Source organism: Shinella sp. Sh6, from assembly GCF_055392685.1.
The window spans coordinates 283,166-309,520 of sequence record NZ_AP044007.1 but is presented as its reverse complement, the minus strand read 5'-3'; the positions used below and the strand labels follow the sequence as shown (position 1 = coordinate 309,520).

Genomic DNA, 26,355 nt, shown 5'->3' with positions numbered 1-26,355 from the left:
CAATTTTAAGCTTGAAATTTCTTCGGAACGAGTCCACCCTGCCTTTCGCAGTCCGGAATGCGGAAACGGCATCGGCGCGGGAGGAGAACGACATGCGGATCGTTTGCATCGGTGGTGGACCGGCCGGTCTCTATTTCGCGCTGCTGATGAAGCGCCAGCATCCCGCCCATCATGTCACCGTCGTCGAGCGCAACCGGCCCTTTGATACTTTCGGCTGGGGCGTCGTCTTCTCCGACGCCACCATGCAGTCGATGCGCCAGTGGGATCCGGAAACGGCCGAGGCGATCGAGGTCGCCTTCAATCATTGGGACGATATCGAGCTCGTCTTCAAGGGCCGCAGGATCCGCACCACCGGCCACGGCTTCGTCGGCATCGGCCGCAAGAAGATGCTCAACATCCTGCAGGACCGCTGCCTGGAGCTCGGCGTCGAGCTCCTCTTCGAGCGCGACGTGGAGAGCGATACGGAATTTCCCGACGCGGACCTCGTCATCGCCGCCGACGGCGTCAATTCCCGCATCCGCAACAGATATGCCGACGTCTTCCGGCCCGACATGGCGATGCGCCCGAACCGCTATATCTGGCTCGGCACGAACAAGCGCTTCGACGCCTTCACCTTCGATTTCCAGCGCACCGAGCACGGCTGGTTCCAGGCGCATATCTACCGTTTCGACGAGACGACCTCGACCTTCATCGTCGAGACGACGGACGAGGTCTACAAGGCCCACGGCCTCGACAGAATGGACCAGCAGCAGTCCATCGAGTTCTGCGAAAAGCTCTTCGCCGAAACGCTCGACGGCCATGGCCTGATGACCAATGCGCGGCACCTGCGCGGCTCGGCCTGGCTGAACTTCGGCCGGCTGATCTGCGAGAAATGGAGCCATTTCAACGGCAACAGCCATGTCGTGCTGATGGGCGACAGCGCCCACACCGCCCATTTCGCCATCGGCTCGGGCACCAAGCTCGCCATCGACGACGCGATCGAGCTCACCCGGCAGTTCGATACCCTCGGCCACGACACGGCCAGCATCCCGGCCGTGCTCGCCGCTTACGAGGAGGTGCGCCGCGTCGACGTCGCCCGCATCCAGAACGCCGCGCGCAACGCCATGGAATGGTTCGAGGTGGTCGGCACGCGCTATGCCGATACGCTGGAGCCCGAGCAGTTCATGTACTCCATGCTGACGCGCTCGCAGCGCATCAGCCACGAGAACCTTCGCCTGCGCGACAAGGACTGGCTCGAAGGCTTCGAGCGCTGGTTCGCCGGGCGGGCGGGCCTGGAGCCGTCGGCGAACGGGACGGTTCCCCCGCCGATGTTCACGCCGTTCACCATCCGCGGCCTGACGCTCCGCAACCGCATCGTGGTCTCGCCCATGGCCATGTATTCGGCGACGGACGGCGTTCCGAACGATTTCCATCTCGTGCATATCGGCGCGCGCGCCATGGGCGGGGCGGCGCTCGTCTTCCCGGAGATGACCTGCGTTTCGCCCGATGCCCGCATCACGCCCGGGTGCCTCGGCCTGTGGAACGACGAGCAGCAGGCGGCCTTCAGCCGGATGGTCGATTTCGTGCATCGCGAAACGCCGGCCAAGATCGGCGTCCAGCTCGGCCATGCCGGGCGCAAGGGCGCCACGAAGCTTGCCTGGGAAGGCATCGACCAGCCGCTTTCCGAAGGCGGCTGGCCGCTGATCTCGGCTTCGGCCCTGCCGTATCTGGCGCATTCGCAGGTGCCGCGCGAGATGACGCGGGCGGACATGGACCGGGTCGTTGCGGATTTCGTGGCCGCGACCGAACGGGCGCGCGACATCGGCTTCGATATCCTCGAACTCCATGCCGCGCACGGCTACCTGCTGTCGAGCTTCCTTTCGCCGCTCACCAATCGTCGCACCGACGACTACGGCGGCGACCATGCCGCCCGCGCCCGGTTCCCGCTCGAAGTGTTCCGCGCCATCCGCAAGGCCTGGCCCGAGGACCGGCCGATCTCCGTGCGCCTGTCGACAAATGACTGGCACGAAGGCGGCAACACGCCGGAGGATGCGGCCATCTTCGCCGGCCTGTTCAAGGAGGCCGGCGCGGACATGATCGACTGCTCTTCCGGCCAGGTGGTGACGGACGACAAGCCGGTCTACGGCCGCCTGTTCCAGACGCCGTTCTCCGACAAGATCCGCAACGAGATCCAGGTTCCGACCATCGCCGTCGGGGCGATTTCGGAGGCCGACCACGCCAATTCCATCATCGCCGCCGGCCGCGCCGATCTTTGCGCCATCGCCCGCCCGCATCTCGCCGACCCGTCCTTCGTCATGCACGAGGCGGCCAAGATCGGCTACGAGGAGCAGCATTGGCCGAAGCAATATCTTTCCGCCCGCGCGCAATATGTGAACAACCTCGCCCGCGCGGCGACCACGGCGGGCAAGTGATGAGCAGGCGCCACGCCTTCGTCACGGGCGCCGGAAGCGGCATCGGAAAGGCGATCGCGCTGGCGCTCGCCGGAAGCGGCCATGCCGTGAGCCTTGCCGGCCGGCGTGCGGCGCCCCTTGAGGCGGTGCGTGACGAAATCCATGCATCCGGCGGAAAGGCCTTCGTCCATGACGGCTTCGATGTGACCGACGCCGAAGCCGTCGAGCGCGGCGTCGCCGCCGCCATCGAGGCGGCAGGCGAGATCGCCGTCCTCGTCAACTGCGCCGGCGAGGCGCCGTCCGCGCCGTTCGAGAAGACGGACCTTGCGCTCTGGCAGCGCATCCTCTCGATCAACCTCACGGGCGTCTATCTTGTGACGCAGGCCGCGCTCGCCTCCGTGCGCCGGGCCGGAAACGGCCGCATCGTCAACGTCGCCAGCACCGCCGGCCTTACCGGCTATCCTTACGTCTCGGCCTATTGCGCCTCCAAGCACGGCGTCATCGGCCTGACGCGGGCGCTGGCGCTGGAGCTGGCGCGCACGGACGTCACCGTCAACGCCGTCTGCCCGGGCTTCACCGATACGCCGCTCATCGACGGCGCGCTCGAGACGATCAGCCGGAAGACCGGCCGCTCGCGCGAGGAGGCGCGCGCCAGCCTCGCGCGCTCCAATCCGCAGGGCCGGCTGGTGACGCCCGGCGAGGTGGCCGATGCCGTGTCCTGGCTCGTCTCGCAAGGGGCGGGCGCGATCACCGGCCAGGCCATCGCGGTCGCCGGCGGCGAAATTCTCTGAGGGAGGACGACATGACCAATCCCATCGCGGCGAAGAAGCGCTCCTTCAAGGATCACAAGGCACGGCACTTCCAGTTCGAGACGGACGGCGACGGCCGGGTCGCCACGATCACGCTCAACCGCCCCGACAAGAAGAACCCGCTGACCTTCGAGAGCTACGAGGAGCTCGGCGATCTCTTCCGCTTGCTCGCAAATGCCGCCGACGTCCGCGCCGTGGTGCTGACGGGTGCCGCCGGCAATTTCTCCTCGGGCGGGGACGTGTTCGAGATCATCGAGCCGCTGACGCGGATGGCGATGCCGGATCTCCTGGCCTTCACCCGCATGACGGGCGATCTCGTGCGCCAGATACGGGCCTGCCCCCAGCCGGTCATCGCCGCCGTCGACGGCATCTGCGCCGGCGCGGGGGCGATCCTGGCGATGGCCGCGGATTTCCGCGTGGCGACGCCCGAGGCGAAGACGGCGTTCCTCTTCACCCGCGTCGGCCTTGCCGGCGCCGACATGGGGGCCTGCGGCATCCTTCCCCGCATCATCGGGCAGGGCCGCGCCGCCGAGCTTCTTTTCACCGGCCGGGTCATGACCGCTGCGGAAGGCCACGCCTGGGGCTTCTACAATGCCCTCCATCCGCGCGAGGCCCTGCTTGCCGAGGCGCAGGCATTCGCCCGCACCATCGCCGACGGTCCCTGGTTCGCCCATGCCATGACGAAGAAGATGCTCGACCAGGAATGGGCGATGGGCATCGACCAGTTGATCGAGGCGGAAGCGCAGGCGCAGGCGATCTGCATGGCGACCGGCGATTTCCGCCGCGCCTTCGAGGCCTTTGCCGCCAAGGCGAAGCCCGCTTTCGAGGGGAACTGACCATGCCGCCAAGGGCCCCGACCCGCGATCATCTCGACTGGCCGTTCTTCGACGAGGGCCACCGCGCCCTTGCGGCCGAGCTCGACGGCTTTGTCGCCGGCGGCGGCCTCGGTTCGATCGATCATCACGATGTCGATGCCGCCTGCCGGGAACTGGTCGCGAGGCTGGGAGCCGCCGGCCTTCTGCGCCACTGCGTGCCGAAGGCCTTCGGCGGGGCGAGCGAGGAGATCGACAGCCGGGCGCTCTGCCTCCTGCGCGAAACGCTCGCCTATGCCGATGGCCTTGCCGATTTCGCCTTCGCCATGCAGGGCCTCGGCACGGGTGCGATCAGCCTCTCCGGCTCGCAGGCGCTGAAGGAAAAGGTTCTTCCCAAAGTCGCGCGCGGCGAATGGATCTCCGCCTTCGCCCTTTCCGAGCCCGATGCCGGATCGGACGTCGCCGCCATGGCCTGCGCTGCCCGGCGCGAGGGGGACGACTTCGTCCTTAACGGCGAGAAGACCTGGATTTCCAACGGCGGCATCGCCGACGTCTACACGGTCTTCGCGCGGACCGGCGAGGCGCCCGGCACGCGCGGCATCTCCGCCTTCGTCGTCTTCGCCGATACGCCCGGCTTCACCATCGCCGAGCGCATCGAGACGATCGCGCCGCATCCGCTCGCCCGCATCCGCTTCGAGAATTGCCGCATTCCCGCCGCGCAGCTTCTCGGTAATCCGGGGGAGGGGTTCAAGATCGCCATGCGCACGCTCGATATCTTCCGCCCCTCCGTCGCCGCCGCCGCGACCGGCTTTGCCCGCCGCGCGCTCGACGAGGCGGTTGCGCATGCGAAACGCCGGAAGATGTTCGGCGCGACGCTCGCCGACCTGCCGACCGCGCAGGGCACGCTCGGCGAGATGGCGACGGCCATCGACGCCGCCGCACTCCTGACCAGCCGTACCGCCTGGAGGCGCGACGTGCAGAAGCTTCCGACGACCCGCGAAGCCGCGATGGCCAAGATGACCGCGACGGAAAACGCGCAATGGGTCATCGACCAGGCCCTCCAGCTCTTCGGCGGCAGGGGCGTGCAATCCGGCGAGATCACGGAACGGCTTTATCGCGAGATCCGGGCGCTGCGCATCTACGAGGGCGCGACGGAAGTCCAGAAGCTCATCATCGGCCGCGAGCTGATGAAGGGCGCAGCGGGATAGGGGGCCATCGTGTTCACGACCAGCAAGCCGCTGCGGTTCGGCGATTGCGACCCTTCGGGGATCGCCTATTTCCCGTCCTATCTCGATATCCTCGTCGGGGTGCTGGAGGATTTCTTCACCTCGCTCGGCTTGCCCTGGCGGGCGATGAACGAGGTGCGGCGCATGAGCGTGCCGACGGTGCGCCTCGACCTCACCTTCAGGAGCCCGGGCTTTCAGGGTGACCGGCTCGATTTCGCCCTTGCGGTGTGCGCCATCGGCCGCTCTTCGCTCGACCTGGAGCACACGGTTTCGAGGGGAGACACCGTGCTCTGGACGGCGCGACACCGCATCGTCGCCACCTCGCTCGACACCAATACCTCGCTTGCCTGGCCGGACGATATCCGCGCCGCGCTGACTCATCATCTGGAGACGGCCCATGCACACCATCCTGCAACCTGAAGGCTGGGCAAAGCCCATCGGCTATGCCAACGGCGTGGCGGCGACCGGCCGCACGCTTTTCGTCGGCGGCCAGATCGGCTGGAACGGGAACTCCGAATTCGAGACCGACGATTTCGTCGGGCAGGTGCGCCAGACGCTGAAGAACGTCGTCGCCGTGCTTGCCGCGGGCGGCGCGGAGCCCCGGCACATCACCAGCATGACCTGGTATTTCACCGACAAGCAGGAATATCTCGCCAACCTCCGCGGCCTCGGCGAGGCCTACCGCGAGATCATCGGCAGGCATTATCCCGCCATGGCGGCGATGCAGGTGGTCGCGCTGGTGGAGGACCGCGCGAAGATCGAGATCCAGGCCACCGCCGTCGTTCCCGAATAGGCCTGCCGTGATGGACGAGATGCGTTTTTCGGAAAGTGTAACGGCCCGCCTGCAGGAGGGCGTGCTGGTCGTCGCCATCGACAATCCGCCGGTCAACGCCCTCTCGGCCCATGTCCGCTCCGGCCTTGCCGCGGCACTGGACCACGCCGCAGTGGAGCCGGCTGTCACGGGGCTCGTCCTTTCCGGCGCGGGCCGCACCTTCATCGGCGGAGCCGATATCCGGGAATTCGGCAAGCCGCCGGCCGAGCCGCAGCTTCCCGCGCTTGTCGGCCGCATCGAAGCCTTCGGAAAGCCGGTCGTCTGCGCCGTGAACGGCGCCGCGCTCGGCGGCGGCTGCGAGGTGGCGCTTGCCTGCCATGGCCGCATCGCCGGCGGGAAGGCGTCCTTCGGCCTGCCGGAGGTCAAGCTCGGCATCGTTCCCGGCGCCGGCGGGACCCAGCGCCTGCCGCGCCTGATCGGCACGGTCGCGGCCGCCGAGCTCATCGGCACGGGGCGCGCGGTCAGGGCGGATGAGGCCGTCGCGCTCGGCCTTGCCGATGCCGTCGTCGCCGATCCGGTTGCCGCGGCCATCGCCGCCGTGCGCGAACAGGCCGGACGGCCGCTCCGCCGGACGGGCGAACTTGCCGTTCCCGCTGCGGATTCCGCTGCCCTTGCCGCGGCGCAGGCGAAGGTTGTTGCAAAAAGCCGGGGGCAGGCGGCGCCCGCCGAGGCCATCCGGCTCGTTGCGGCGGCAGGGCAACTCGGCCTTGAACAGGGGCTTGCGGAGGAGCGCGCGACCTTCGTGCGCCTGCGCGATTCCGTCGAATCCGCGGCCCTGCGGCATGTGTTCTTCGCCGAGCGCGCCGCGGGCAAGATCGACAAGCTCGACGGGGTTTCACCGCGGCAGGTCGAGACCGTGGGCGTCGTCGGCGCGGGGTTGATGGGATCCGGCATCGCCGTCTCGGCGCTCGTCGGCGGTTATCGCGTCGTCGCGCTGGAGCAGACGCCGCAGGCCGCCGCGGACGGGCGCGCCCGCATGGCCGGCCTTCTCGACAAGGCCGTGCAATCCCGCCGCCTGACCGGCGAGGCCCGCGATGCCTGCTTCGCGCGGCTCGAAACGACCGCCGAGGCGGCCGACCTTGCAACGGCGGATCTCGTCATCGAGGCCGTCTTCGACGACCTTGCGGTCAAGACCGACCTGTTCCGCAGGCTCGACGGCATCGTCGCGCCGGACGCCATTCTCGCGACCAATACCAGCTATCTTGATCCCGATGCGATCGCCGCCGCCACGGCCCATCCCTCCCGCGTGGTGGGCCTCCATTTCTTCTCGCCGGCCAATGTCATGCGGCTGGTGGAGGTCGTCGATTGCGCCGCCACGGCGCCCGGCGTGCTGGCGAGCGCGCTCGCCTTCGTCAAGCGCCTCGGCAAGCTCCCTATCGTCTGCGGCGTCACCGAGGGCTTCATCGGCAACCGCATCTTCTCGGCCTATCGCAGGCAGGCGGAATTCATGCTGGAGGACGGCGCGCTGCCGCACGAGGTCGACGCCGCCCTGGAAGCCTACGGCTTTCCGATGGGTATCTTCGCCGTCAATGACATGGCGGGCCTCGAGATCGCCTGGGCGCGCCGCAAGCGGCAGGCCGCGAGCCGCAATCCCGCCGAGCGCTACGTCGAGATCGCCGACAGGCTCTGCGAGGCCGGCCGCCTCGGCCGCAAGACGGGCCTCGGCTGGTATGCCTACCCGGACGGGAAACGGACGGACGATCCCGCCGTGACGGCGATGATCGAAGCGGCGCGGGCGGCAAAGGGCATCACGCCCCGCCCGTTCACCGCGCAGGAGATCGTGGACCGTCTCCTCGAAGCGATGGCCGACGAGGGGAGAGCGCTGCTTGCCGAGGGTATCGCCGCCCGGCCGGGCGATATCGACCTGGTGATGATCAACGGCTACGGCTTTCCCGCGCACAAGGGCGGGCCGATGTTCACCGCAGGGCAGGAAGAGAAGCGGTCGGCCTGAACGGCCGTGATCAGCCTGGCGAGTTGCCGGCGGCCGTCCGCCGGATGAGCTGGTGCTCGCGCCAGATCGTGAAGAGGCCGGCGCCGACGACGATCAGCGCGCCGACGACCATGTGGAGCGACAGCGCCTCGCCGAAGAAGGCGACGGCGATGATCACGTTGAGCACGAGCTGGAAATAGGTGACCGGCTGCACCTCCGCCGCCTGCAGCAGCCCGTAGGCCCGGATGAGGTAGTAGTGGCTGAGCGTGCCGCAGACGCAGAGCGCGGCAAGCGCGAACCAGTCGGCCGGCTCGACATCCGTCCAGTAGAACGGGCCGATCAGCGAGATCGCCACGGCGCCGACGATGCCGGCGTAGAAGAGGCTGGTCACGGCCGAATCTTCGGAGCCCACCTTGCGCGTGGCGATGCTGTAGAGCGCGAAGAGGAGGGAGGCGCCGAGGGGCAGGAGCAGCGAGAGGTCGAAGTGGAGGCCGACAGGGTTGATGATGACGAGGACCCCGACAAGGCCCACCAGCACGGCGGTCCCGCGCCGCCAGCCGACGGCCTCGCCGAGCAGCGGGATCGACAGGACCGTGACGATGAGCGGCGTTGCCTGGAACACCGACTGGCTCATGGCAAGGCCGGCATGCACATAGGAAAAGACGATGAGGACGATTTCCGCGACGAGCAGGAGCCCGCGTGCGGCCTGCAGCCAGGGCCGGCGGGTGCGGACCGCCGCGCGGATGCCGCCCGGCGAGGAGGCGGCAAAGCCGCAGACGAAGAGCGCGAAGGCCCAGAACCGGATCATCGTGATGAAAAGGGCGGGATAACGGTCGCCAAGATATTTGGTGATCGCATCCTGGCCGGCAAAGATGCAGATGGCCAGGAAGGCGAAGAGATAACCGCGGGTCTTTGGGCTCATTGGGGCATACAACTCGGATCTATTGGAACCGCTGATAGCACAAGGCCGCGGCGAAGGCTCGACCCAAATCTACCCCGTGATTTTCGATAGAGGCCCGGCCGCCGCGCCGCGATCAGCGCGGCGCGCCCTGCAGGCTGTCCGTATAGTAGCGGTCGTAGAGGTCGCGGTATTTCTCCGCCGCGCCCGCGTCGCTGTAGCGGGCAAGGGCGTCCATGTCCGTCTTGTTGAGGATGACGCCGAGGGTCTTGCCCTCGATCCGGTGCTCGGCGGCAAGCAGGTCGCGCACCAGGTTGGCGGAGGTCTTGCCCCATTCCACGACGAAGAGGAACCCGTCGGCCAAGGGCTCGAAGGCCTTGGCGTCGATGACGGGGCCGAGCGGCGTCAGGTCGACCACGACATAGTCGAAGGTCCGGCGCGCCTCGTCGATGAGCTTTTTCATCGCCGGCGAGGACATCATCTCGTTCGCCTCGTAGCGACGCGCCTCGCCCGGCCGCAGCGCGATCGGCAGGATGGCGAGCTGCGAGCGGCGGTCGGTCTTGAGCGCCTGCGCCCATGGGACTTCGCCACGCAGCACCTCGACGAGGCCGACCTGCGGGGTGGGCTTCATCATGGTGCTGAGGCCGGGCCGGCGCACGTCGGCGTCGATCAGCAGCGTGCGCTTGCCGCTGACGGCAAGGAGAGCCGCGAAATTGGTCGCGACCGTGGATTTTCCCTCGCCGGGCAGCGCCGAGGTGACGCCGATCACGCGGCTTTCGCGGCCTTGCAGCATCGTGTCGGCGGTGAGCCTTGCATTGCGCAGCGTCTCCGTGAAGGCCGAGCGCGGCGCGTCCAGAACCACGCGCGTCATGCGTTCGAGCGGAATGACTTCCTCCTCGGCGTCGGCTGGCGGTTCGGCCTTCACAGCCTTGGCGCCGATCATCGCGGGCTTGCGCTTCTTCCGGCCGCCGCCGACGAGCGGCAGGTAGCCGAGCGGCTTCAGGCCGAGGATGGTGCGCACGTCGTTCTCCAGCCGGAAGGCACGCTCGCGCATCTCCTGCACGAAGGTGAGCGCCCCGCCGGCCATCAGGCCGAGCACCAGCGAGAGGCCGAGCACCATGGTCTTGCCCGGGCTCGACGGGGAGACCGGCACGCCGGCATCCGAGATCACCCGCGCCTTGGGGATCGGGAAGGACTGCTTCTGCGAGGCCTGCTCGTAGCGGGCGAGATAGGATTCCGACAGCGCCTTCAACGCCGTCGCCTTCTGCTCGAGCTCCTGGAGGCGCACCGAGGAGCGGTTCGCGTCGGCATTGCTGCCGGCGACCTTCTTGATGCTTTCCCGCAGCGAGACCTCGCGCGAGCGGGCGACGTCGTATTCGTTGCGGTAGCTTGCCGTGAGCTGCTGGAGCTCGCGGTAGATCTGGCCGGCGAGGTCCTTCTTCTCGGCCTGGAGCGCGACGGCCTGCGGATGGTCGGCGCCGAAATTGCGGGTGATGTCCTCGGCGCGCTTGAGGATGGAATTGTATCGGCCGCGCAGTTCCTGCAGCGCGGTGACGTCGGCCTGCTGCACGGGAATGGTCGCATTGGCGACGGCCCTGTCCGGCCCCTGCTCGACGATCGCCTTGAACTGGGCGTAGCGGGCCGAGGCGCTTGCCGCATCGGCCTGCGCCAGGATGAGCTGGCTGTTGAGGTCGGCGAGCTGCTGTTCCGACATCAGTTCGCCGCGGGAGGTGGTAAGGCCGTTCTCGGCGCGGTAGCGCTCGACCTCCAGCGAGGCCTCCTGGGCGCGCGCCTGGATGTCGGTCAGCCGCTCCTGGAGCCAGGTGGAGGCCTGTTCCGTCGCGGTGAAGTTGGCGCTGAGCTGCTCCTCGAAGAAGGCCTGCGCATAGCGCCGGGCAATGGCGGCGGCCAGTTCGGGATCGGTGGAGCGGAAGGAGACGGCAAGCACGGCGCTGCGCGAGACGCGTTCCACCGCCAGCGATTTCTGCAGCATGGCCGCCGCCTTCTCGCGCCGGCCGTTGGCAAGCGCCTCCGCGGAGGCCTCCGGCCCGGCCGAGCCGAACGATGCCAGCGCCTTGACCCAACCCTTGACGACGGCGACGGGCGATTGCGGCGGGTTGAGGACGGTTTCGTTGTCGGCGAGCTTCAGGTCGTCGACGACGCGCAGCGCCAGCCGGCCGGATTTCAGGATCTCGGCGGCGCTGGCGATGCGCATGTCGACCTGCTGGCTGCTCTGCGGCGAGGGCTCGCTTTCCTCGGCATAGCGCGACAGGTCCTCGTCGAGCAGGATCTGCGTCATCGACGTGTAGACGGGCGTCGCGAAGAGGAGATAGGCCACGCCCAGCGCCACGGCGAGCGCGACCGAAAGGCCGAACAGCCGCGCCCGGCGAACGAGGATCGTCAGCAGGCGGTCGAGATCGATGAAGGAATCAGCGGGGTCCGGTCCCCGGCTGAGGATGCTGCTGTGCGATACGGTGCGTTGATGCATGGGGCTCCGTTCTGCCTTTCGGCGCGATGGAAACTCTGTCCTCCCGGAGGCGGCCCCGGATCCTCCATCCGGGGCCCTGGTATCATGCCGCGCGAATCCGGCCCTCGTGCGACATCATCATGTCGCGGAGGGATTCGTAGATCGCGCCGCCGATGTCCGGCCGCGCCAGCGCAAAGGCGACATTGGCCTCGATGAAGCCGTGCTTGGAGCCGCAGTCGTAGGTCCGCCCCTCGTAGACATGGGCGTGGAACGGCTGCTTTTGCGAGAGTTTCAGCATGCTGTCGGTCAGCTGGATCTCGTTGCCGGCGCCGCGCTGCTGGCGGGCGAGATGATCGAAGATCTCCGGCTGGAGGATGTAGCGCCCGTTGAGGAAAAGATTGGATGGCGCCTCGCCCGCCTTCGGCTTTTCCACCATGTGGGTGACGGCAAAGCCGTGGCGCACGGCCGCCCCCCTGCCGACGATGCCGTATTGCGAGACCTCTTCCGGCGCGCATTGCTCGACGCCGACGACATTGCCGCCGACCTCGCCGTAAAGGTCCATCAGGCCGACAAGGCAGCCGCGCGGGCCGAAGGAGATCATGTCGGGAAGCAGGAGCGCGAAGGGCTTGTCGCCGATGAGGTCGCGGGCGCACCAGACCGCATGGCCGAGGCCGAGCGGGGCCTGCTGGCGGGTGAAGCTGACCGATCCGGCCTTCGGCAGCAGCCGGCCGAGCTCGTCCACCTTGTCGTCCTTGCCGGATTTCTCCAGCGAGGCGATGAGTTCCGGCGTGTCGTCGAAGTGATCCTCGATGACCTGCTTGTTGCGGCTCGTGACGAAGACGACATGCTCGATGCCGGCCTCGCGCGCTTCGTCGAGGGCATATTGCACGACGGGGCGGTCGACGATGGTCAGCATTTCCTTGGGCATGGCCTTGGTGGCCGGCAGGAAGCGCGTTCCGTTGCCGGCGACGGGAATGACGGCCTTGCGGACGGTCTGGTTTCGCTCCATGGGCGTTATCCTTTGTTCTTGAGCGCCGGGTCCGGCGCTGTCGATGGGGAGAGGGCCGCGCCATGGGGCGCGGCTGCCTTGGTATGGGGCGACGGCGCCGTGAGGCGGCGCCATCGGGCGGCGAGCGGCATCGAAAGATGCCGGAGCGCGACGGGATCGCCGAGCGCCACCTTGAGGGCAGGCCCGAACGAACGGTTCTTGAGATGCTGGACGAGAGCCAGGAAGGCCCGCGTTTCCTGAAGGTTGCGGGTGCGGCGGCGCTGCGCGGCGGCCGCCGCGGCGGCCATCAGCGGGAAGCGGGCGAGGAAGCGCCGGTCGCCGGCCAGCATGGCCTCGACATGATGGAGGCGCAGCACGCGCGAGATCGAGCCGTCGCGGATATGGTAGACATAGCCGGCTTCCGGCGCGACCGCGCAGCGGCCGCCGGCGGCCAGCACCGAGGCGAGCAGCAGGTAGTCCTCGCCGATCCGCAGCGCCTCGTCATAGGCGAGCCGCTTCTCTCCAAGGAAGGCGCGGCGGAAGACCGGCTTCATGTAGCCGAAATTGTGCGTGCTGCGGAAAATCCGGTTGGAATCGATGAAGTCGGGAAGCGTCAGTTCGGCACGGGCGAGGAGATCGTCCGGGAACATTCTTTCGGTACTGCCGTCCACATGCCGCACCTCGATATTGTCGACCGCGACGGCCGCTTCCTCCCGCTCGGCGAGCGCGATCATCCGGCGCAGGCGTTCGGGCCGCATCGTATCGTCGGCATCGAGCACGGCGATCCACCGGCCGCTTGCGGCGGCAAAGCCGGCATTGCGCGCGCCGCCCGGGCCGCGGTTGCGGTCGAGGGCGACGAGCCGCACGGCCGGATCGCCGAAGGCGGCGACGGCTTCACGCGTTCCGTCCGTCGAGCCGTCGTCGGCGACGATGACCTCGACCGTCACGTCCTGCTGGGCAAGGGCGCTACGGATCGCTTCGATGATCGTGTCCGCCGCATTGTAGGCGGCAATGACGATGCTGGCTTCGGGGGCGGTCATCGCACCGCCTCCAGCTTGCCGTAGGGCTCGATGGCGCGGGCGCCGAACAGGCCGCCGACGGCGCCGGCATGAAGGAGGGCGCGCAGCGCGAAGCGGTTGCGCCGGACTGGAGACGGCGCAAAGGCCGCCGCGCCCGCAAGGCAGGCGGCGCATTTTGCAAGGGCGACGGCGGCAGCCCCGATCCGGGCTGCACCCTCTTGGCGTGCGGCGAGGAGCCGGCCGTGCGTCTGGCCCATGCGCAGGCGGCGCTGCGCGAGCCAGGAAAAGCGCGCGCGGGGGGCGGGAACCGCCTCTTCCACCCAGGCATCCGCGGCGAAGGCAAAGCGCCCGCCCGCGCCGTGCACGGCGCTGAAGAAGGCCGTGTCCTCGCCGCCGCTGCGGCCGAGCGCAAGGTCGAAGCGGCGGCCGGCAATCGCCGGCGCGGCAAGGCGCATCAGGACATTGCAGGTATAGCCGGTGCTGATCTCGCCCTTCACCCAGACGGGGCGGGTGGCGTGGAAATCGCCGCGCTGCATCCAGCGGGGCGCGTCCGGCCGGTAGAGCGCACGCACCGGGCCGAGCACCACGTCCGCATCGCTTTCCTCGGCGGCGGCGAGCAGCCGGTCCAGCCATTGCGGCTCCACGGTCTCGTCGTCGTCGACGAAGGCGAGGAAATCGGCATCGCTCCGCTCGAGGCAGGCATTGCGGGCAATGGAGATGTTGCCGGCCGGGCAATGGACGTAGACGACCTCCATCGCCAGCAGCGCCCCTGCCGTCTCGACGCAGGGCCGGGCGCTCGGTTCGATATCGTTGTCGGCGACGATGACGCGGGGGCGAACGCCGGGCGGCACGATGAGGCGCGCGAGCGAGGCGAGCGTGTCCATGAGCGCCTTGCGCCGGAACGTGCAGACGGCGATGTCGATGCGAAGCGGCGCGCTCATGCCGGAACCCTCCGCCGGCGGATGTCGAGGAGCTCGCGCCAGAAGCCGGCCGACCAGGCGAAATGCATGATCATGGCCGAGACGGCGGCAAGCGGGCCGTAGGGATTGCGCTCGCCGAGCGCCATCCAGGCGCCATAGCCAAGGCAGGCGGCCGCCCACAGAACGAAGGGCACGGCCGCAATCCAGGTGAGGGCGGCCAGGAACGCGCCGATAGCGACGGGCGCCACCATCAGCGGCAGCATCTGGCGCAGGCTCGGCCGCGCGCGGTGCTTGAGGAAGTTGCGCGCCCGGCCGCGGCCGTAGCCGAAATACTGCCTGAAGAGCGGCAGGGCGCTCTCGCGCGGATAATAGATCATGCTGGTGCGCGCGGTCATCCAGATGCAATAGCCGGCCTCACGGAGCCGGTAGTCGCATTCGGCATCCTCGTTGGCGGTGAACGTCTCGTCATAGCCGCCCACGGCGCGGAAGGCGGCGATGCGCATCAGCGCGTGGTGGCCGTGCTCCGCCCAATGGCTCTTTGCGCCGACGCGATGTTTCGCCCCGCCATTGCCCAGCACGGAGTTCTGCGCGACGGCGGTCGCCTTCTGGAACGTGCCGAAGCCGACGGTCTGCATGGCGACGACGACGGAATCCGCGCCCGTTTCCAGCGCTTCCTCCACCAGGACGCGGCAATAGTCCTGCGGATAGGTGCCGTGCGCGTCGATGCGGATCAGGTAATCGTGCTCGACGCCGAAGGCCTCGACGGCGAGATTGACGGCCGCGCTCTGGATGCGCTTGGGATTGTCGAGCACCCGCATGGCCGGCCGGGCCCCGGCGAGGCGGTGGGCGATCTCGCGCGTGCCGTCCGTGCTGCCGCCGTCGACGACCACGAGCGTCGCGTTGAGGCCGGCAAGGCCCGGTTCGAACTGGCGGACGAGCGCCTCGAGGTAAGGCGCCTCGTTGAGGCACGGGATCACGATCAGGCAGCGCACGGCTGCGACGGCGTCAACGGTCATGGCAGTCCACCTTGTTTGCGATGAGGGAGGGAACGGGGTGTGCAGCCGCGGCCTGCCCGGCAGGCTGGCGCAGGGCGGCAAGGCGCTGGACGAAGGCGGCGCAATCGGCGCGGTCGAGGACCCATGGCCGCGTCCCGTGCCGGGTGAGATCGGCCCGGAGCGCCTGGTAGGCGGCGGCGTCGAGGGCGGCGAAGCGCTCGGCGAGCGTCTCCGGCCGCGCATCGGCAAGCGCCACGCCGATGCCGTAGCGCGCGGCAAGGCGAGCCGTCTCCGTGCCTTCGAGAACGATCGGCAGGACGCCGTGGCGGCAGCCTTCGTAGAGCCGGTTCGGCAGGAGCCAGAGCGAGTTCTGTCCCTCCTCGAAGAAATCCATGGCCCAGGCGAAATCCACCTCGCCATAGATGGCGGCAAGGTCTTCCGGGTTGCGGTAGGGGCCTTCGAAGCGAAGGAAGGGCTCGCGGGCGACGAGGCCGTCGAAATCGGCAAATTCGCTGCGCACCGGCCGGCCGCGAAGCACGACCTCGAAGCGGCCCTCCATGCGGCGGGTGAAGGCGGCGAGCAGGTCGAGGGATTTGCGGCAGCGGATCGCGCCGAACCAGCCGATGCGCCACGGCGCGCCCGCGGGCCTTGACCGTACGGGCAGGTCCGTTTCGTCGCCGTCGAGTTCCAGCACCCGGTTCTCCAGCAGGTGCACGGGCGCGCGGACGCCGGAGAGCGGCCTGAAATACTGCTCGACGAAGGCCGGGGAACTGGTGACGAGCAGGCCGGCATTGCGGGCGAAGCGGCTTTCCGCCGCCCGCAGCGCCTTGCCGGCGAGGCTGTCCTTCAGCAGGAGGCGGTGCACGTCGAGGCATTCATAGGCGATCGGGACGCCGCCGAAGCGGGCCGAGGCGCGGCCGGCAAGCGCCAGCATTTCGAGGTTGCGCGCGAGGATCACGTCCGGCCGGGCGATGCCGGTAAGCCGGCGCGCAAGGCCGGCCGCGGCGCCGGCGACGGCGAGGAGGCGCTGGGCGAAACGGGCGTCGGCGGTGGTGCCGAGCTCCAGCGGCGTGACGCCCTCGATATCGGCGAGCCGGTTCTCGCCGCGCCGGAAGCCGGCGAGCGTCACCTCCGCCCCGCCGGCCGCAAGCATCAGCACCCGCCGGCGCACGGCAGGATCGGAAAGGTCGTGGACGAGGTAGAGGACGCGCAGCATCGCCAGCCCTCTCAGTTCACGAGGCAGGCGACGGAGCCGTCGAACTGGCAGGGCTCGCCCTCGGCGGTGAAGGCGATGCGCTCGACCTGGAGCGTCGCCTTGCCGGCAAAGGCGAAGCGGCCCATCCAGTCGGAAAGCGTGTCGGTGCCCCAGAGCGAGAGGAAGACCTTCTGGGCATTCGACGGCAGCTTCTGCGGGTCCGTCACCTCGTGCACGAGCGCGCCGTTGACGTAGTAGCGCAGGCGATCCTTCTGCCAGACGAAGGCATAGTCGTTGAAGCCGCTGTCGGCGCCGCCCTTCACGGGCACCAGCTTCTCGTTGCCGCCCTTGCCGGCGACATACTGGTTGAGCTGCACGCGGTTCGTATCCTTGCCGAGGACCTCGAAATCGATCTCGTCGTGCGGCTTCTTGTCGGTGGGGCCGATAAAGGTGAAGAAGGCCGAGTTGAGGCCCGGGCCCGTCGCGGCCTTCATGCGCACCTCGTAGGTGCCGTAGCCGTAGCGCTTGCGGGTCTGGATCTCGCCGCAGGCATATCGGCGGTCGCCGGCGGGCTTTGCGTCGAAGGCGAGCGACAGCCTGCCGCCCTCCACCGAGACCTCGTTCTTCGACCAGGTGCAGTTCTGGTGCGCGCCGTTGTTCCAGCCGTCGGAGACGTACCAGAAGGCGGTGTCGAGCCGGTCGAATTCTTCCACGAAGGAGGCGCCGTTCGCGCCGTCCTGCGCGGCGAGCGGGCCGGCGGAAAGCAGGAGCGCGGCGGCGCAGAAGGTCTTTCTCAGGGGAATGTGCATTGTCACCTCCGTTGGGCGATGGAGCCGGTGGGCTTCATCTGCGGATGGCCGGCCACGGGCCGTTTCTGGCCGCCCATGCGGCGGCCGGTGAGGACGGCGGAAAGGCCGGGCGCAAAGCGCCGTGCCGCTGCGTGGGTCGATACGAGGATGGTAAGGGCGAGAACCGGGCTTGCGGCGTAGAACAGCGGGTAATCCGCAATGCCGAGCCGGTTCCACACCATCCAGAACAGGATGAGCAACGGATAATGGCCGCAGAAGATCCAGAAGCTGAGGCCGCCGAGCCGCGACAGCGCCCGGCCGGTGCCGGTGCGGATGAGCAGCGCGGAAAGCGCCCAGGCGCCGAAGATGCCGGCAATCGCCGCGAGGCTTCGCAGCATGTCGAGCCAGACCGGGAAATCCGGGCCGTAAGCATAGAGCGCGAAGGAGAGGAGCACGGCCATGGCGAGCGCGGCGGCGACGACCGGGACGGCGAAGCGGTCGAGACGCCTGATGTCGATGCGGTGCAGGGCGAGCGCGGCGCCGAGGCTGAAGCCGAACAGGATGGATTTCTTGAGGAAGATGCCGTTCGGCAGCGGCAGCACCGCATAGGCCAGCATCAGGGCGAGCACGGTGCGCGGATAGCGCCGGACGGCAAAGGCGATCAGCGGCGAGAGGACGAGGCAGAGCAGGAGATCGCGCAGGAAATAGAGCGGGATGTTGATCGGCCAGGCCTCGACGGCAAGGGCGAGGTTGATCCAGTCGCGCGGGCCGGCATGCACGACGTCCGGCAGGTAGCCGAAGCCGATGCCCTGCGACTGCGCGGCATAGACCAGCACGAGGAAGGCGGTGTTCCACAGAAGGAAGGGCAGGAGGATCGTCGAGGCCTTGCTGCGCAGGGTTTTGCGGTAGTCGAAGGCCGCAAGGCCGCGGTGGAAAAGCAGGTAGCCGGAAATGGCGCTGAGGCACGGCACGCCGATGCGAAAGAGGCTGTCGGCAAGGAACACCCGCAGCCAGTCGAGCCCACCGAACGTGCCCGCATAGGGGCTCGTCGCCGGATCGTAGGGAACATGCACGAAGATGATCCCGGAGATCAGCACGATGCGCATGAGGTTGATGCGCGCTGAAACGGTCGCGTCGATATCCACGATGTCCGTCACCCTCTGCCGGCCGTCCCCCCTGGACGGCGTTCAAACAAGTTGAGACTTGCGTCTGCGAAGAGAAGTGTGGGTGATGGGCGGGCGAAAAATATGGCGGCGCAGCAAACTTGTCGGCTCGGAAGGTTGCATTGCAGCAAATTCCGCCGGAGCGGCAGAGCTTGAAATCAGTCTTTTCCGGCGTGGGAAAGCAAGTGCGATCCGGTGGCGTTCAATACCTTGCGGACTATTCGCATATACTGATCTATACGCAATTTCTGGGTGCAGGCGGGGCCGAAATTTTTTCGGGGTTCCTCGGCTATCCTGCCGGGGAGACTCGCGATTGGGGCCGGCCGGGCCCGAATTGGGGCGGGCTCAAGGCAGGCTGGCGACGGCGGCGGTCCTCGGCCGGCGGACGAGTTCGAGGAGCTTCCTCAACAGCGGACCCTCGGTGAGAAGGACGAGGATCGCGTAGAGGAGGCCGCCGAGCGCGATGCCGATGCCGACCTGCAGGACCGGGTGGACGTGCTGGGCGAGGTAGTGGTCGAGCGCAAGGCGCACCACGAACGCCATCAGGGCGGCCGTCAGCATGGGGCGGATCGAGCGGTAGAAGCCGGAGAGGAACGGCGTGCCGTCCGCCCGGAACACCACCCAGGAATAGCCGACGAGCACGACGGCGTTGACGAGGCAGAGCGCGACCATGGCTTCGATGAGCGTGCCGTTGTGGGCGCCCCAGGCGACGGCGGCGGTGGTGGCGGCGGCGCGGCCGACGGCCCACCAGAACAGCGCCCCGCCGTGGCCCGAGCCCTTGAGGTAGGGGATGAAGGTGCTGCAGGGCGTCAGGAGGCCCTTGGAAAGGGCGAGCAGGCCGAGCACCGGCCAGGCCGCAGCCCATTGCGGGCCGAACAGCAGCAGCATGGAGGGTTTCGCGAGCGCCCATAGGCCGAACATCATCGGCGCGAGCATGAGGGTCGTCACCTGCGTGCTCAGCATCAGCGCCTGCGAGCGGCGCTCCCGGTCATGCATCATCGTGCTGAAGGCGGGAAAGAGCACGCCCATCACGCCGGAGAGCACCACTTGGTTCGGGATGCTGGAAAAGCGGTTGGCGGCGGAGTAGGCGCCGGCATCGGCAAGGCCGAGGAAGCGTGAGATCACCACCATGGGCGACTGGAAGGTGACGAAGTTGGCGACCTCCGAGCCCATCAGCCCGAGGCTGAAGCGCGCAAGACGCACGACGCCCTCCAGGCGGAAATGGAGGCGCGGCAGGTAGCGCGAGACGAAGAAGAGGCCGACAAGCCGGATCGCCCCGGCCACGAAAAGCTGCGCGACCAGCGCCCAGACCCCGAAGCCTACGAGCGCGAGGATCACGGCGGCGATCGCCGCGATCGATTCGGAGATCATGCTCCACAGCGCATCCCGGCTGAACTGCATGCGCCGGGCGACGAGCGCATAGGCGACGTCGCCGGCAAGCTGGAGCGGAATGAGCAGGCACATGAGACGCAGAAGGTATGCGGCGTCCGATGCACCGAACCAGCCGGCAAGCGGCTCGGCGAAGACGTAAAGCCCCGCCGCCATCGAGAAGGCGAGGGCGAGATTGGCCCAGAAGACCGAGTGGATCGTCTCGGCATCCTCCTTCGGCTCGAGGATGAGGGCGGAGGCCAGGCCCGCCCCGCCGATCATGGCGAGGAACTGCACGACGGCGAGCGCGACGGCCACCGCGCCGAACTCTTCCGGCGTCAGGAGCCGGGCGAGAATGGGCACGGTGACAAACTTAAGCCCGAATGTGCTTGTCTTGGATAGGACGCTCCAGCCGACGTTCCGGGTAACCGATCTTGCATTCACGGGCTGGGACATGGCGGATTCCTGTTTCGCAAAAGGAGCTTTGACGACGACGACAAGCCTGCGCCGGAAACGGCCGCGCCCCGGTGGGAGGAGACCAGACGAACCTCTTTCTAGAGAAACCACAGGGACGAAAAGATGGCGAAGCTGACAGTAATCATCCCCTTCTACCAGAAGGAGCCGGGTATCCTCAGGCGTGCGCTCACGTCGGTTTTTGCCCAGAGTTTCAAGGACTTCGACGTCATTGTCGTCGACGACGAATCCCCGTATCCGGCCGATGGCGACCTGATTGACTTTTGCGAGGCGCAGCAGGCGCGCGTGCGCGTCGTGCGCCAGGAAAATGCCGGCCCCGGCGGTGCCCGCAATGCCGGGCTCGACCATGTCTCCGCGCAGACCGAGCTTGTCGCCTTCCTCGATTCGGACGACACCTGGACGCCGGGCCACCTTGCCGCGGCGGAGGCGGCGATGACGCGTTTTAACGCCGATTGCTACTTCGCCTCGATCACCGGCGGCGATGAATTCTACTATCATTTCGGCGTCGCGGACCTTGCGGCGAGCGAGGCCGTCGTCCGGCTTTCCGACGATCCGCCGCTGATCGAGATTCCCGGCCTCACGCAGGTCATGCTGAAGAACTGGAGCTTCCTCCACCTCTCCGCGATGGTGATCGGCCGGCCGCTGTTCGAGCGCGTGCGCTTCGACGCGGCGCTGCGGCTTGCGGCGGAAGACGTGCTCTTCTTCTGCGACTGCGTGCTCGCCGCCCGGCGGGTGGTGCTGAGCGCGGCCGCCGGCGCCGTGCGCGGCGAGGGGCTCAACATCTTCCACGGCGTCGACAACGATTCGCCGCAGTTCCTGCGCCAGCAGTTCAACACCTGGGTGGCGCTCGACCGGCTGGAGCAGCGCTTTGCCGAGCGGCCGGCCGAGATCGCCTCGCTGCGCTCCTACAAGCAGACGGCGCGGCGTCAGGCGCTGTGGAGCCAGGCCCGGCGCGTGAAACATCGCAAGCTGCCGCAATTCGACATGCTCGCCCGCTGGGCGATCCGCGATCCGCGCCTCTTCACAAGCGCCTTCGCCCTTGCCGTGGGAAAACTTTCCCGCTGAGCCAACCTTTTTCCAAGGAGAGGACATGAAGCCCTATTACTGGGAATCGCAGCACGGCAATTTCGGTGACGACCTCAATCTCTGGCTCTGGGATTTCCTGCTGCCGGGGTTCCGCGAGGTGCATCCGGACGTGCTTCTCGTCGGCGTCGGCACGGTGCTGAACAGCGCCCTCCTGCCGAAGGAGGGCCGCAAGCTGGTGCTCGGCAGCGGCTTCGGCTACGGCAGCCCGCCGGATATGCGCGACAGGGATCTCTGGGACATCCGCTGCGTGCGGGGGCCGCTCACGGCCGAAAAGGTGGGCGTGCGCGAGGAGCTCGGCATCGTCGATCCGGCGGTGATGGTCGCCGACATGCCTGACTTTACGGATCGGCCGAAGCGCTACAAGCGCGCCTTCGTTCCCCATTGGGAATCGGCGGTGGCGGGGCTCTGGCCGACCGTCTGCAAGGCGGCGGGCCTCGACTATATCGATCCGCGCGGCGAGGCGAAGGCGGTGATCCGCAAGATCGCGCAATCCGAGCTGATCGTCGCCGAATCCATGCACGGCGCCATCCTCGCCGACGCCTTCCGCGTGCCGTGGGTGGCGGTCTCGACCTCCGCCAACATCAACAGCTTCAAATGGCGGGACTGGGCCGCAACGCTCGGTGTCGAGCACCGGCCCCGGCGCATCCCCATCTCCACGAGGGCCGAGGCGATCGTCAAGGGCGCCCGCTTCTGGGGCGTCGACTACGAGGGGGCGGCGCCCGCGGTGGCGGAGGGGAATGCGGTCGCCGTCGCCGAGGCGCCGCCCCGGTCGGGCCTGCGCCATGCGGCCAAGCATGCCCTTGCGGTGCCATCGACGCTGGCGCTGTGGCAGGCGGCCCGGGCCGAGCCGCAACTCAGCAGCGATACGCGCCTTCGCGAGCGCAAGGCGCGCTTCCATGCGGTGCTGGAAGGCGTTCGCCGCGCCTATTTCTGATCGATGGGCAGGAGGTAGCGCAGCCCGCCCTTCGGGGCGGGTTGCGGCGGCTTTACGCGCCGCTGCGCCGCTGCCAGCTTGTCGCGCACGATGCCGCTGGCAATGGCCGGCATGGCGGCGGGGTTTTCCAGCGCATAGGCGAGCACCCCGCCCATGCCGTCCGCACGCTTGCGGTCGAGGAAAGCGCGCAGGGCATGCCGCCGGCCGATCTGCCGATGGTGCCGGCGCATCGCGTCCGCCGCGCCGGAAGGCACATTCCCCGCCGAGAGGATCGCACGTTCCGCTCCAAGCAGCGCTTCGAGGTCCTTCGTGCGGTGCCGGCCGCTCAGCGAATCGGCGCGGACCACCGCGCCGTAGCCGCAGCTTTCGATGAGCGTGTAGCGCGCGCCCGCCATCAGTGCCCGGACATAGAGGTCGTAGTCCTCGCCGAGCCGCATGTCCTCGCGATAGGCAAGGCCGTGGGCGGCAAGGAACGAGCGGCGCATGACGGGCTTGAGGAAGCCGAGCTCGCCGCGCGCCGCGCCGCGGCGGGAGATATTGCCGAGAACGAAGGCTTCGAGGTCGAGCGGGCACGGATTGGGGGCGAAGTCCGCCGGCAGGCGGGCGGGCTCGGCGCGCTCCATGAAGGCGATATTGTCGGCGATGAAGTCCCAGTCCCGGCAGGCGAGCATGGGCTGGAAGCGGCCGGGGAAGAAGAAATCGTCCGCATCGAGAATGGCGATCAGCGGCGCGCGGGAATGGCTGATCGCATGGTTGCGCGCGGCCGACGGCCCGCGATTGGCCGGGAAGCGGACGATGTCGAGCCGCCCGCTTCCGTCGTCGGCAGCGCCGGCCGCCGCCATGGTGCGGTCGTCCGAACCGTCGTCCACGACCACGACTTCCGCCACCTCCGGCTCGGCCAGTGCCGAGCGCACGGCGCGGCCGATGGTTTCTTCCGCATTCTTCGCGGCAATGATGACGCAGACCGTCTCGTTTCGGGTCACGGCAACCCCCTTTTCACGCGTTAAAGGCGCGGCGGGCCGCGCTGCAATGCAGCATGAAAGGGGAAAGGGGCACAAAAACGGCCCCTCGGGTCAGGATTGCGAGTGGCCGGGCTTGTTCATCGAGACGGGGACCTGCGTCTTGGTCTTGTCGAGGCCCGATGCACCGCGCGCGCCGCCCTCGAAATCGGCCTTGCGGGCCCTGGCGGTCCGCCGGACGAGGAAGAGCACCGCAACGAAATAGCCGATCTGGATGAGAACGGCGCAGATGAGGGTCTGGATCGCGGTCGTGGCGAGCGAGCCGCTGGAGAGGTAGGTGACGACCGCGAATGCCGCCAGCGCGAAAACCATGCTCAGGAAGAAACGCGGCCCGTAAGCCGGGCTTTCCCGCCATCTGGTTTCCTGCGTGCGTTTCATCGGTGGAACTGCCTTCTCCTCTGAGGCTCCCGAGGACTATAGGATGCCGCCGCCATCCGTGCAATCACTGGTATTAACCAGTCGCAAGCGGGACGGGTTCCTGATTCTCGCCGGTTTGTGTTGTGCTTCGGTTAATCGGAATCGCCCGCCCCCGTTTTTGCCCCGATTCCGACACGGTTGGGGAGGGTTCGCAGGAAAGCCACTCCGATGACGCGAAACGCCATTCCGGGCTGCACCCGAGGGGTTGCGCGGGAAGCGTGGCGCGATCAACTTTTGTTACAATCCGAGAATCGCCGCTCCGAAAATTTTGCGCTGCAAAATGATATTGCGTTGCGAAATTGTCCTTCCATCGAACGTCTTTCGGACGGAAAACAGGTAGGAACGTTCTGCGGGCGATGTAAAATCACGTATAGTTTCGCCATGGCACTATGTCAAAAGACGTGATTTCGGGGGCGGATTCCGTATTGATACGGGCGTATTGTGGGAGGTTATTTGCATCTGGTCGAAAATATACTGAAGGAGAGAGAGGAGGAATCGAAATTTAGGACATTAAAATCTTCTCAAATTCACCGATGGGAATCTTTATCCCCGGCCCGCGCTTCAAAAAACAAACTGTGACCATACACTCCCCGTTGGATGTTCGAACGCGTCCCAAGGACCCGACCAAATCGCAAATCCAATGGAGCCATCTCTATGAAGTCCGCGACCCGATCGGCCAGTTCGCCGCTTTTCAGTTCGCCAGCAGCCGGTGCTCCGCCGGTAGGGGGGATATCGAAACGGAGCTTTGACATTCTGGTGGCACTCGCCGCCCTCGTCCTGCTCAGCCCGATCTTCGTGCTGGTCATGGCACTCGTGAAATATTCCGACGGCGGCAGCATTTTCTATGGCCACCGCCGCATCGGCTACAACGGATCGACCTTCCGTTGCCTCAAGTTCCGCACCATGGCGGAAAATGGCGATGCCCTCCTCCAGGAGTATCTGGAGCAGAACCCGGCCGCCTACGAGGAATGGCGAAACACGCGAAAGTTGCAGTACGATCCGCGCGTCACGGTCGTCGGCGCCGTGCTGCGCAAGCTCAGCCTCGATGAGCTGCCGCAGCTCGTCAACATCATCCGCGGCGAGATGAGCCTCGTCGGCCCGCGCCCGGTGGTGGAGGACGAGCTGGAGCTCTACGAGGCCGCCGCCGTCTATTACCTGCAGACCCGTCCCGGCCTCACCGGGCTCTGGCAGGTCAGCGGGCGCAACGACGTGTCCTACGAGACGCGCGTCGCCTTCGATACGCACTATGTCCGCAACTGGTCGCTGGCCTCCGATCTCGTCATCGTCGCCCGCACCATTCCGGCCGTCTGCCTGTCGCGCGGCAGCTACTGATCCGAAAGAAGGACAGGTTTTCATGAAGACGTTCCCGAACGCGGCTTCCGCCGCGACCGCCTTTCCCGTGAGAATGCTCGGCGGGCTGTGCCTTGCCCTCGCGCTTGCCGCCCCGGCTGCCGCCTTCGCGGAGGAGTACCGGCTGGGCGTGATGGACAAGCTGCGCATCCGCGTTGCCGAATGGCAGACGGCGGAGGGCGCCATCCGGGACTGGAGCGCCGTCAGCGGCGACTACAGCATCGGCGCGGACGGCGCGCTTTCCCTGCCGTTCATCGGCACGCTGCCGGCGGATGGGCGCACGACCGCCGAGCTTGCCGCGGAGATCGGCAGGAAGATGCAAGTCCTGTTCGGCCTCAAGGACCTGCCCTCGGCCTCGGTGGAGATCGCCGAATACCGGCCCGTCTACCTTGCCGGCGAGGTGCAGACGCCGGGCGCCTATCCCTATGCGCCGGGCCTCACCGTCCTCAAGGCCGTCAGCCTTGGCGGCGGGCTCAAGCGGGCCGATCCCGGCCAGCGCTTCGCCCGTGATTTCCTGCGCTCGGAGGGCGAGGCCGCCGTGCAGCTTGCCGAGCGCAACCGCCTCCTGATCCGCCGCGCCCGCATCGCCGCCGAGATGGGTGCGGCGAAGGATATCGTCATGCCGAAGGAGCTCGGCGATTCGGACGAGGCGCGCGCCATCCTCGAAAGCGAGAAGGCGCTGATGGCCTCGCGCGAAAAGCGCCTGCGCCTGCAATTGACGGCGCTGGCCGACCTCAAGTCGCTGCTCACCAACGAGATCGATGCGCTCGGCAAGAAATCCGAGACCCAGACGCGCCAGCTCGAACTGGTGCAGGGCGACCTGACGAAGGTGGATTCGCTTGCCGAGAAGGGCCTTGCCATCAGCTCCCGGCGCCTCGCGCTGGAACAGCGCGCGGCGGACCTGCAGGCCGCGCTCCTCGATATCGACACGGCCTCGCTGAAGGCCAAGCAGGATATCAACAAGGCCTCGCAGGACGAAACCAATCTCCAGAACGACTGGGATGCGCAGCTCGCCCAGGAAATGCAGAATACCGAGCAGGAGCTGGATACGCTCACCCTCAAGCTCGGCACGAGCCGGGACCTCATGTCCGAGGCCATGCTGCAGTCGGCCGATGCCGTGACGCTGAAGGGCGGCGCCTCCGCCGCCAATATCGGCTATTCGATCCTGCGCACGGTGAAGGGAAAGGCCGAGCAGATCCGCGCCACCGAGACGACGCCCATCCTGCCGGGCGATGTCGTCAAGGTGGATCTCAGCCTCGCGACGCAGTGAGGCGG

At 67.6% G+C, this 26,355-nt stretch carries 23 protein-coding genes; 11 read left to right on the top strand and 12 right to left on the bottom strand.

The features are described from left to right. Nucleotides 1-92 precede the first annotated feature (92 nt). Genes ACZ5TO_RS23635 through ACZ5TO_RS23605 form a run of 7 tightly spaced genes read left to right on the top strand, consistent with a single transcriptional unit; the run spans nucleotide 93 to nucleotide 8,020 of the window. A complete protein-coding gene (locus ACZ5TO_RS23635; protein WP_464801094.1) occupies nucleotides 93-2,411 on the top strand; it encodes a bifunctional salicylyl-CoA 5-hydroxylase/oxidoreductase in 2,319 nt (772 codons plus the stop codon). Next, the gene (locus ACZ5TO_RS23630; RefSeq protein ID WP_464801093.1) at nucleotides 2,411-3,181 is read left to right on the top strand and encodes an SDR family NAD(P)-dependent oxidoreductase; all 771 of its coding nucleotides are present in this window, start codon (nucleotides 2,411-2,413) and stop codon (nucleotides 3,179-3,181) included. Before ACZ5TO_RS23635 ends, ACZ5TO_RS23630 begins: the two co-directional genes overlap by 1 nt. 11 nt (nucleotides 3,182-3,192) lie before the next feature. Beyond that, nucleotides 3,193-4,035, top strand: coding sequence for an enoyl-CoA hydratase family protein (locus tag ACZ5TO_RS23625; RefSeq protein WP_464801092.1), 843 nt, complete (start codon nucleotides 3,193-3,195; stop codon nucleotides 4,033-4,035). A 2-nt stretch (nucleotides 4,036-4,037) separates the two neighbouring features. Continuing rightward, nucleotides 4,038-5,219, top strand: coding sequence for an acyl-CoA dehydrogenase family protein (locus tag ACZ5TO_RS23620; RefSeq protein WP_464801091.1), 1,182 nt, complete (start codon nucleotides 4,038-4,040; stop codon nucleotides 5,217-5,219). 6 nt (nucleotides 5,220-5,225) lie between these two features. Further along, on the top strand, nucleotides 5,226-5,657 hold the full coding sequence (locus ACZ5TO_RS23615) for an acyl-CoA thioesterase (protein WP_464801302.1): 432 nt from the start codon (nucleotides 5,226-5,228) through the stop codon (nucleotides 5,655-5,657). Further along, nucleotides 5,635-6,030, top strand: a complete 396-nt coding sequence (locus ACZ5TO_RS23610) for a RidA family protein (RefSeq protein WP_464801090.1) — start codon at nucleotides 5,635-5,637, stop codon at nucleotides 6,028-6,030. The genes ACZ5TO_RS23615 and ACZ5TO_RS23610 overlap by 23 nt, the downstream gene beginning before the upstream one ends. Nucleotides 6,031-6,040: 10 nt before the next feature. Then, nucleotides 6,041-8,020, top strand: coding sequence for a 3-hydroxyacyl-CoA dehydrogenase NAD-binding domain-containing protein (locus tag ACZ5TO_RS23605; RefSeq protein WP_464801089.1), 1,980 nt, complete (start codon nucleotides 6,041-6,043; stop codon nucleotides 8,018-8,020). Between the two features lie 10 nt (nucleotides 8,021-8,030). On the opposite strand, the gene ACZ5TO_RS23600 is transcribed toward ACZ5TO_RS23605, so the two are convergent. The 10 genes from ACZ5TO_RS23600 to ACZ5TO_RS23555 form a co-directional block, all read right to left on the bottom strand. Then, entirely contained in the window at nucleotides 8,031-8,921 is an 891-nt protein-coding gene (locus ACZ5TO_RS23600; protein ID WP_464801088.1) for a DMT family transporter, read from the bottom strand. 112 nt (nucleotides 8,922-9,033) lie between these two features. Beyond that, the gene (locus ACZ5TO_RS23595; protein WP_464801087.1) at nucleotides 9,034-11,385 is read right to left on the bottom strand and encodes a polysaccharide biosynthesis tyrosine autokinase; all 2,352 of its coding nucleotides are present in this window, start codon (nucleotides 11,383-11,385) and stop codon (nucleotides 9,034-9,036) included. Between the two features lie 82 nt (nucleotides 11,386-11,467). Continuing rightward, a complete protein-coding gene (locus tag ACZ5TO_RS23590) occupies nucleotides 11,468-12,373 on the bottom strand; it encodes a UTP--glucose-1-phosphate uridylyltransferase (protein WP_464801086.1) in 906 nt (301 codons plus the stop codon). A 5-nt stretch (nucleotides 12,374-12,378) separates the two neighbouring features. Beyond that, nucleotides 12,379-13,392 carry a glycosyltransferase family 2 protein gene (locus ACZ5TO_RS23585; RefSeq protein WP_464801085.1) on the bottom strand — a complete coding sequence of 338 codons (1,014 nt, stop codon included), beginning with the start codon at nucleotides 13,390-13,392 and terminating at the stop codon, nucleotides 12,379-12,381. After that, nucleotides 13,389-14,312 (bottom strand): glycosyltransferase, encoded by a 924-nt coding sequence (locus tag ACZ5TO_RS23580; RefSeq protein ID WP_464801084.1) that lies wholly within the window; start codon nucleotides 14,310-14,312, stop codon nucleotides 13,389-13,391. Before ACZ5TO_RS23580 ends, ACZ5TO_RS23585 begins: the two co-directional genes overlap by 4 nt. Continuing rightward, nucleotides 14,309-15,307, bottom strand: a complete 999-nt coding sequence (locus tag ACZ5TO_RS23575) for a glycosyltransferase family 2 protein (RefSeq protein ID WP_464801083.1) — start codon at nucleotides 15,305-15,307, stop codon at nucleotides 14,309-14,311. The genes ACZ5TO_RS23580 and ACZ5TO_RS23575 overlap by 4 nt, the downstream gene beginning before the upstream one ends. After that, the gene (locus tag ACZ5TO_RS23570; protein ID WP_464801082.1) at nucleotides 15,297-16,502 is read right to left on the bottom strand and encodes a glycosyltransferase; all 1,206 of its coding nucleotides are present in this window, start codon (nucleotides 16,500-16,502) and stop codon (nucleotides 15,297-15,299) included. Before ACZ5TO_RS23570 ends, ACZ5TO_RS23575 begins: the two co-directional genes overlap by 11 nt. 11 nt (nucleotides 16,503-16,513) lie before the next feature. Continuing rightward, nucleotides 16,514-17,290: an endo-1,3-1,4-beta-glycanase ExoK gene (gene exoK, locus ACZ5TO_RS23565; RefSeq protein WP_464801081.1), complete on the bottom strand. Its 777-nt coding sequence runs from the start codon at nucleotides 17,288-17,290 to the stop codon at nucleotides 16,514-16,516. Nucleotides 17,291-17,292: 2 nt separating this feature from the next. Continuing rightward, on the bottom strand, nucleotides 17,293-18,408 hold the full coding sequence (locus tag ACZ5TO_RS23560; RefSeq protein WP_464801301.1) for an acyltransferase family protein: 1,116 nt from the start codon (nucleotides 18,406-18,408) through the stop codon (nucleotides 17,293-17,295). A gap of 369 nt (nucleotides 18,409-18,777) precedes the next feature. Next, the gene (locus tag ACZ5TO_RS23555; RefSeq protein ID WP_464801080.1) at nucleotides 18,778-20,256 is read right to left on the bottom strand and encodes a lipopolysaccharide biosynthesis protein; all 1,479 of its coding nucleotides are present in this window, start codon (nucleotides 20,254-20,256) and stop codon (nucleotides 18,778-18,780) included. A gap of 123 nt (nucleotides 20,257-20,379) precedes the next feature. Here ACZ5TO_RS23555 and ACZ5TO_RS23550 point away from each other — a divergent pair, with 123 nt between their 5' ends. Then, complete coding sequence (locus tag ACZ5TO_RS23550; protein ID WP_464801079.1) at nucleotides 20,380-21,339, top strand: glycosyltransferase family 2 protein; 960 nt, start codon at nucleotides 20,380-20,382, stop codon at nucleotides 21,337-21,339. Between the two features lie 25 nt (nucleotides 21,340-21,364). Continuing rightward, nucleotides 21,365-22,294: a polysaccharide pyruvyl transferase family protein gene (locus ACZ5TO_RS23545; RefSeq protein ID WP_464801078.1), complete on the top strand. Its 930-nt coding sequence runs from the start codon at nucleotides 21,365-21,367 to the stop codon at nucleotides 22,292-22,294. Here ACZ5TO_RS23545 and ACZ5TO_RS23540 read toward each other — a convergent pair. Then, nucleotides 22,285-23,277 (bottom strand): glycosyltransferase family 2 protein, encoded by a 993-nt coding sequence (locus ACZ5TO_RS23540; protein ID WP_464801077.1) that lies wholly within the window; start codon nucleotides 23,275-23,277, stop codon nucleotides 22,285-22,287. The genes ACZ5TO_RS23545 and ACZ5TO_RS23540 overlap by 10 nt on opposite strands. A 90-nt stretch (nucleotides 23,278-23,367) precedes the next feature. Next, nucleotides 23,368-23,691 carry an exopolysaccharide production repressor protein gene (locus ACZ5TO_RS23535; RefSeq protein ID WP_464801076.1) on the bottom strand — a complete coding sequence of 108 codons (324 nt, stop codon included), beginning with the start codon at nucleotides 23,689-23,691 and terminating at the stop codon, nucleotides 23,368-23,370. Between the two features lie 693 nt (nucleotides 23,692-24,384). On the opposite strand from ACZ5TO_RS23535, the gene ACZ5TO_RS23530 reads away from it, so the two are divergent. Then, entirely contained in the window at nucleotides 24,385-25,062 is a 678-nt protein-coding gene (locus ACZ5TO_RS23530; protein ID WP_464801075.1) for a sugar transferase, read from the top strand. Between the two features lie 73 nt (nucleotides 25,063-25,135). Further along, nucleotides 25,136-26,350, top strand: a complete 1,215-nt coding sequence (locus tag ACZ5TO_RS23525) for a polysaccharide biosynthesis/export family protein (protein ID WP_464801300.1) — start codon at nucleotides 25,136-25,138, stop codon at nucleotides 26,348-26,350. Nucleotides 26,351-26,355: the final 5 nt, after the last annotated feature.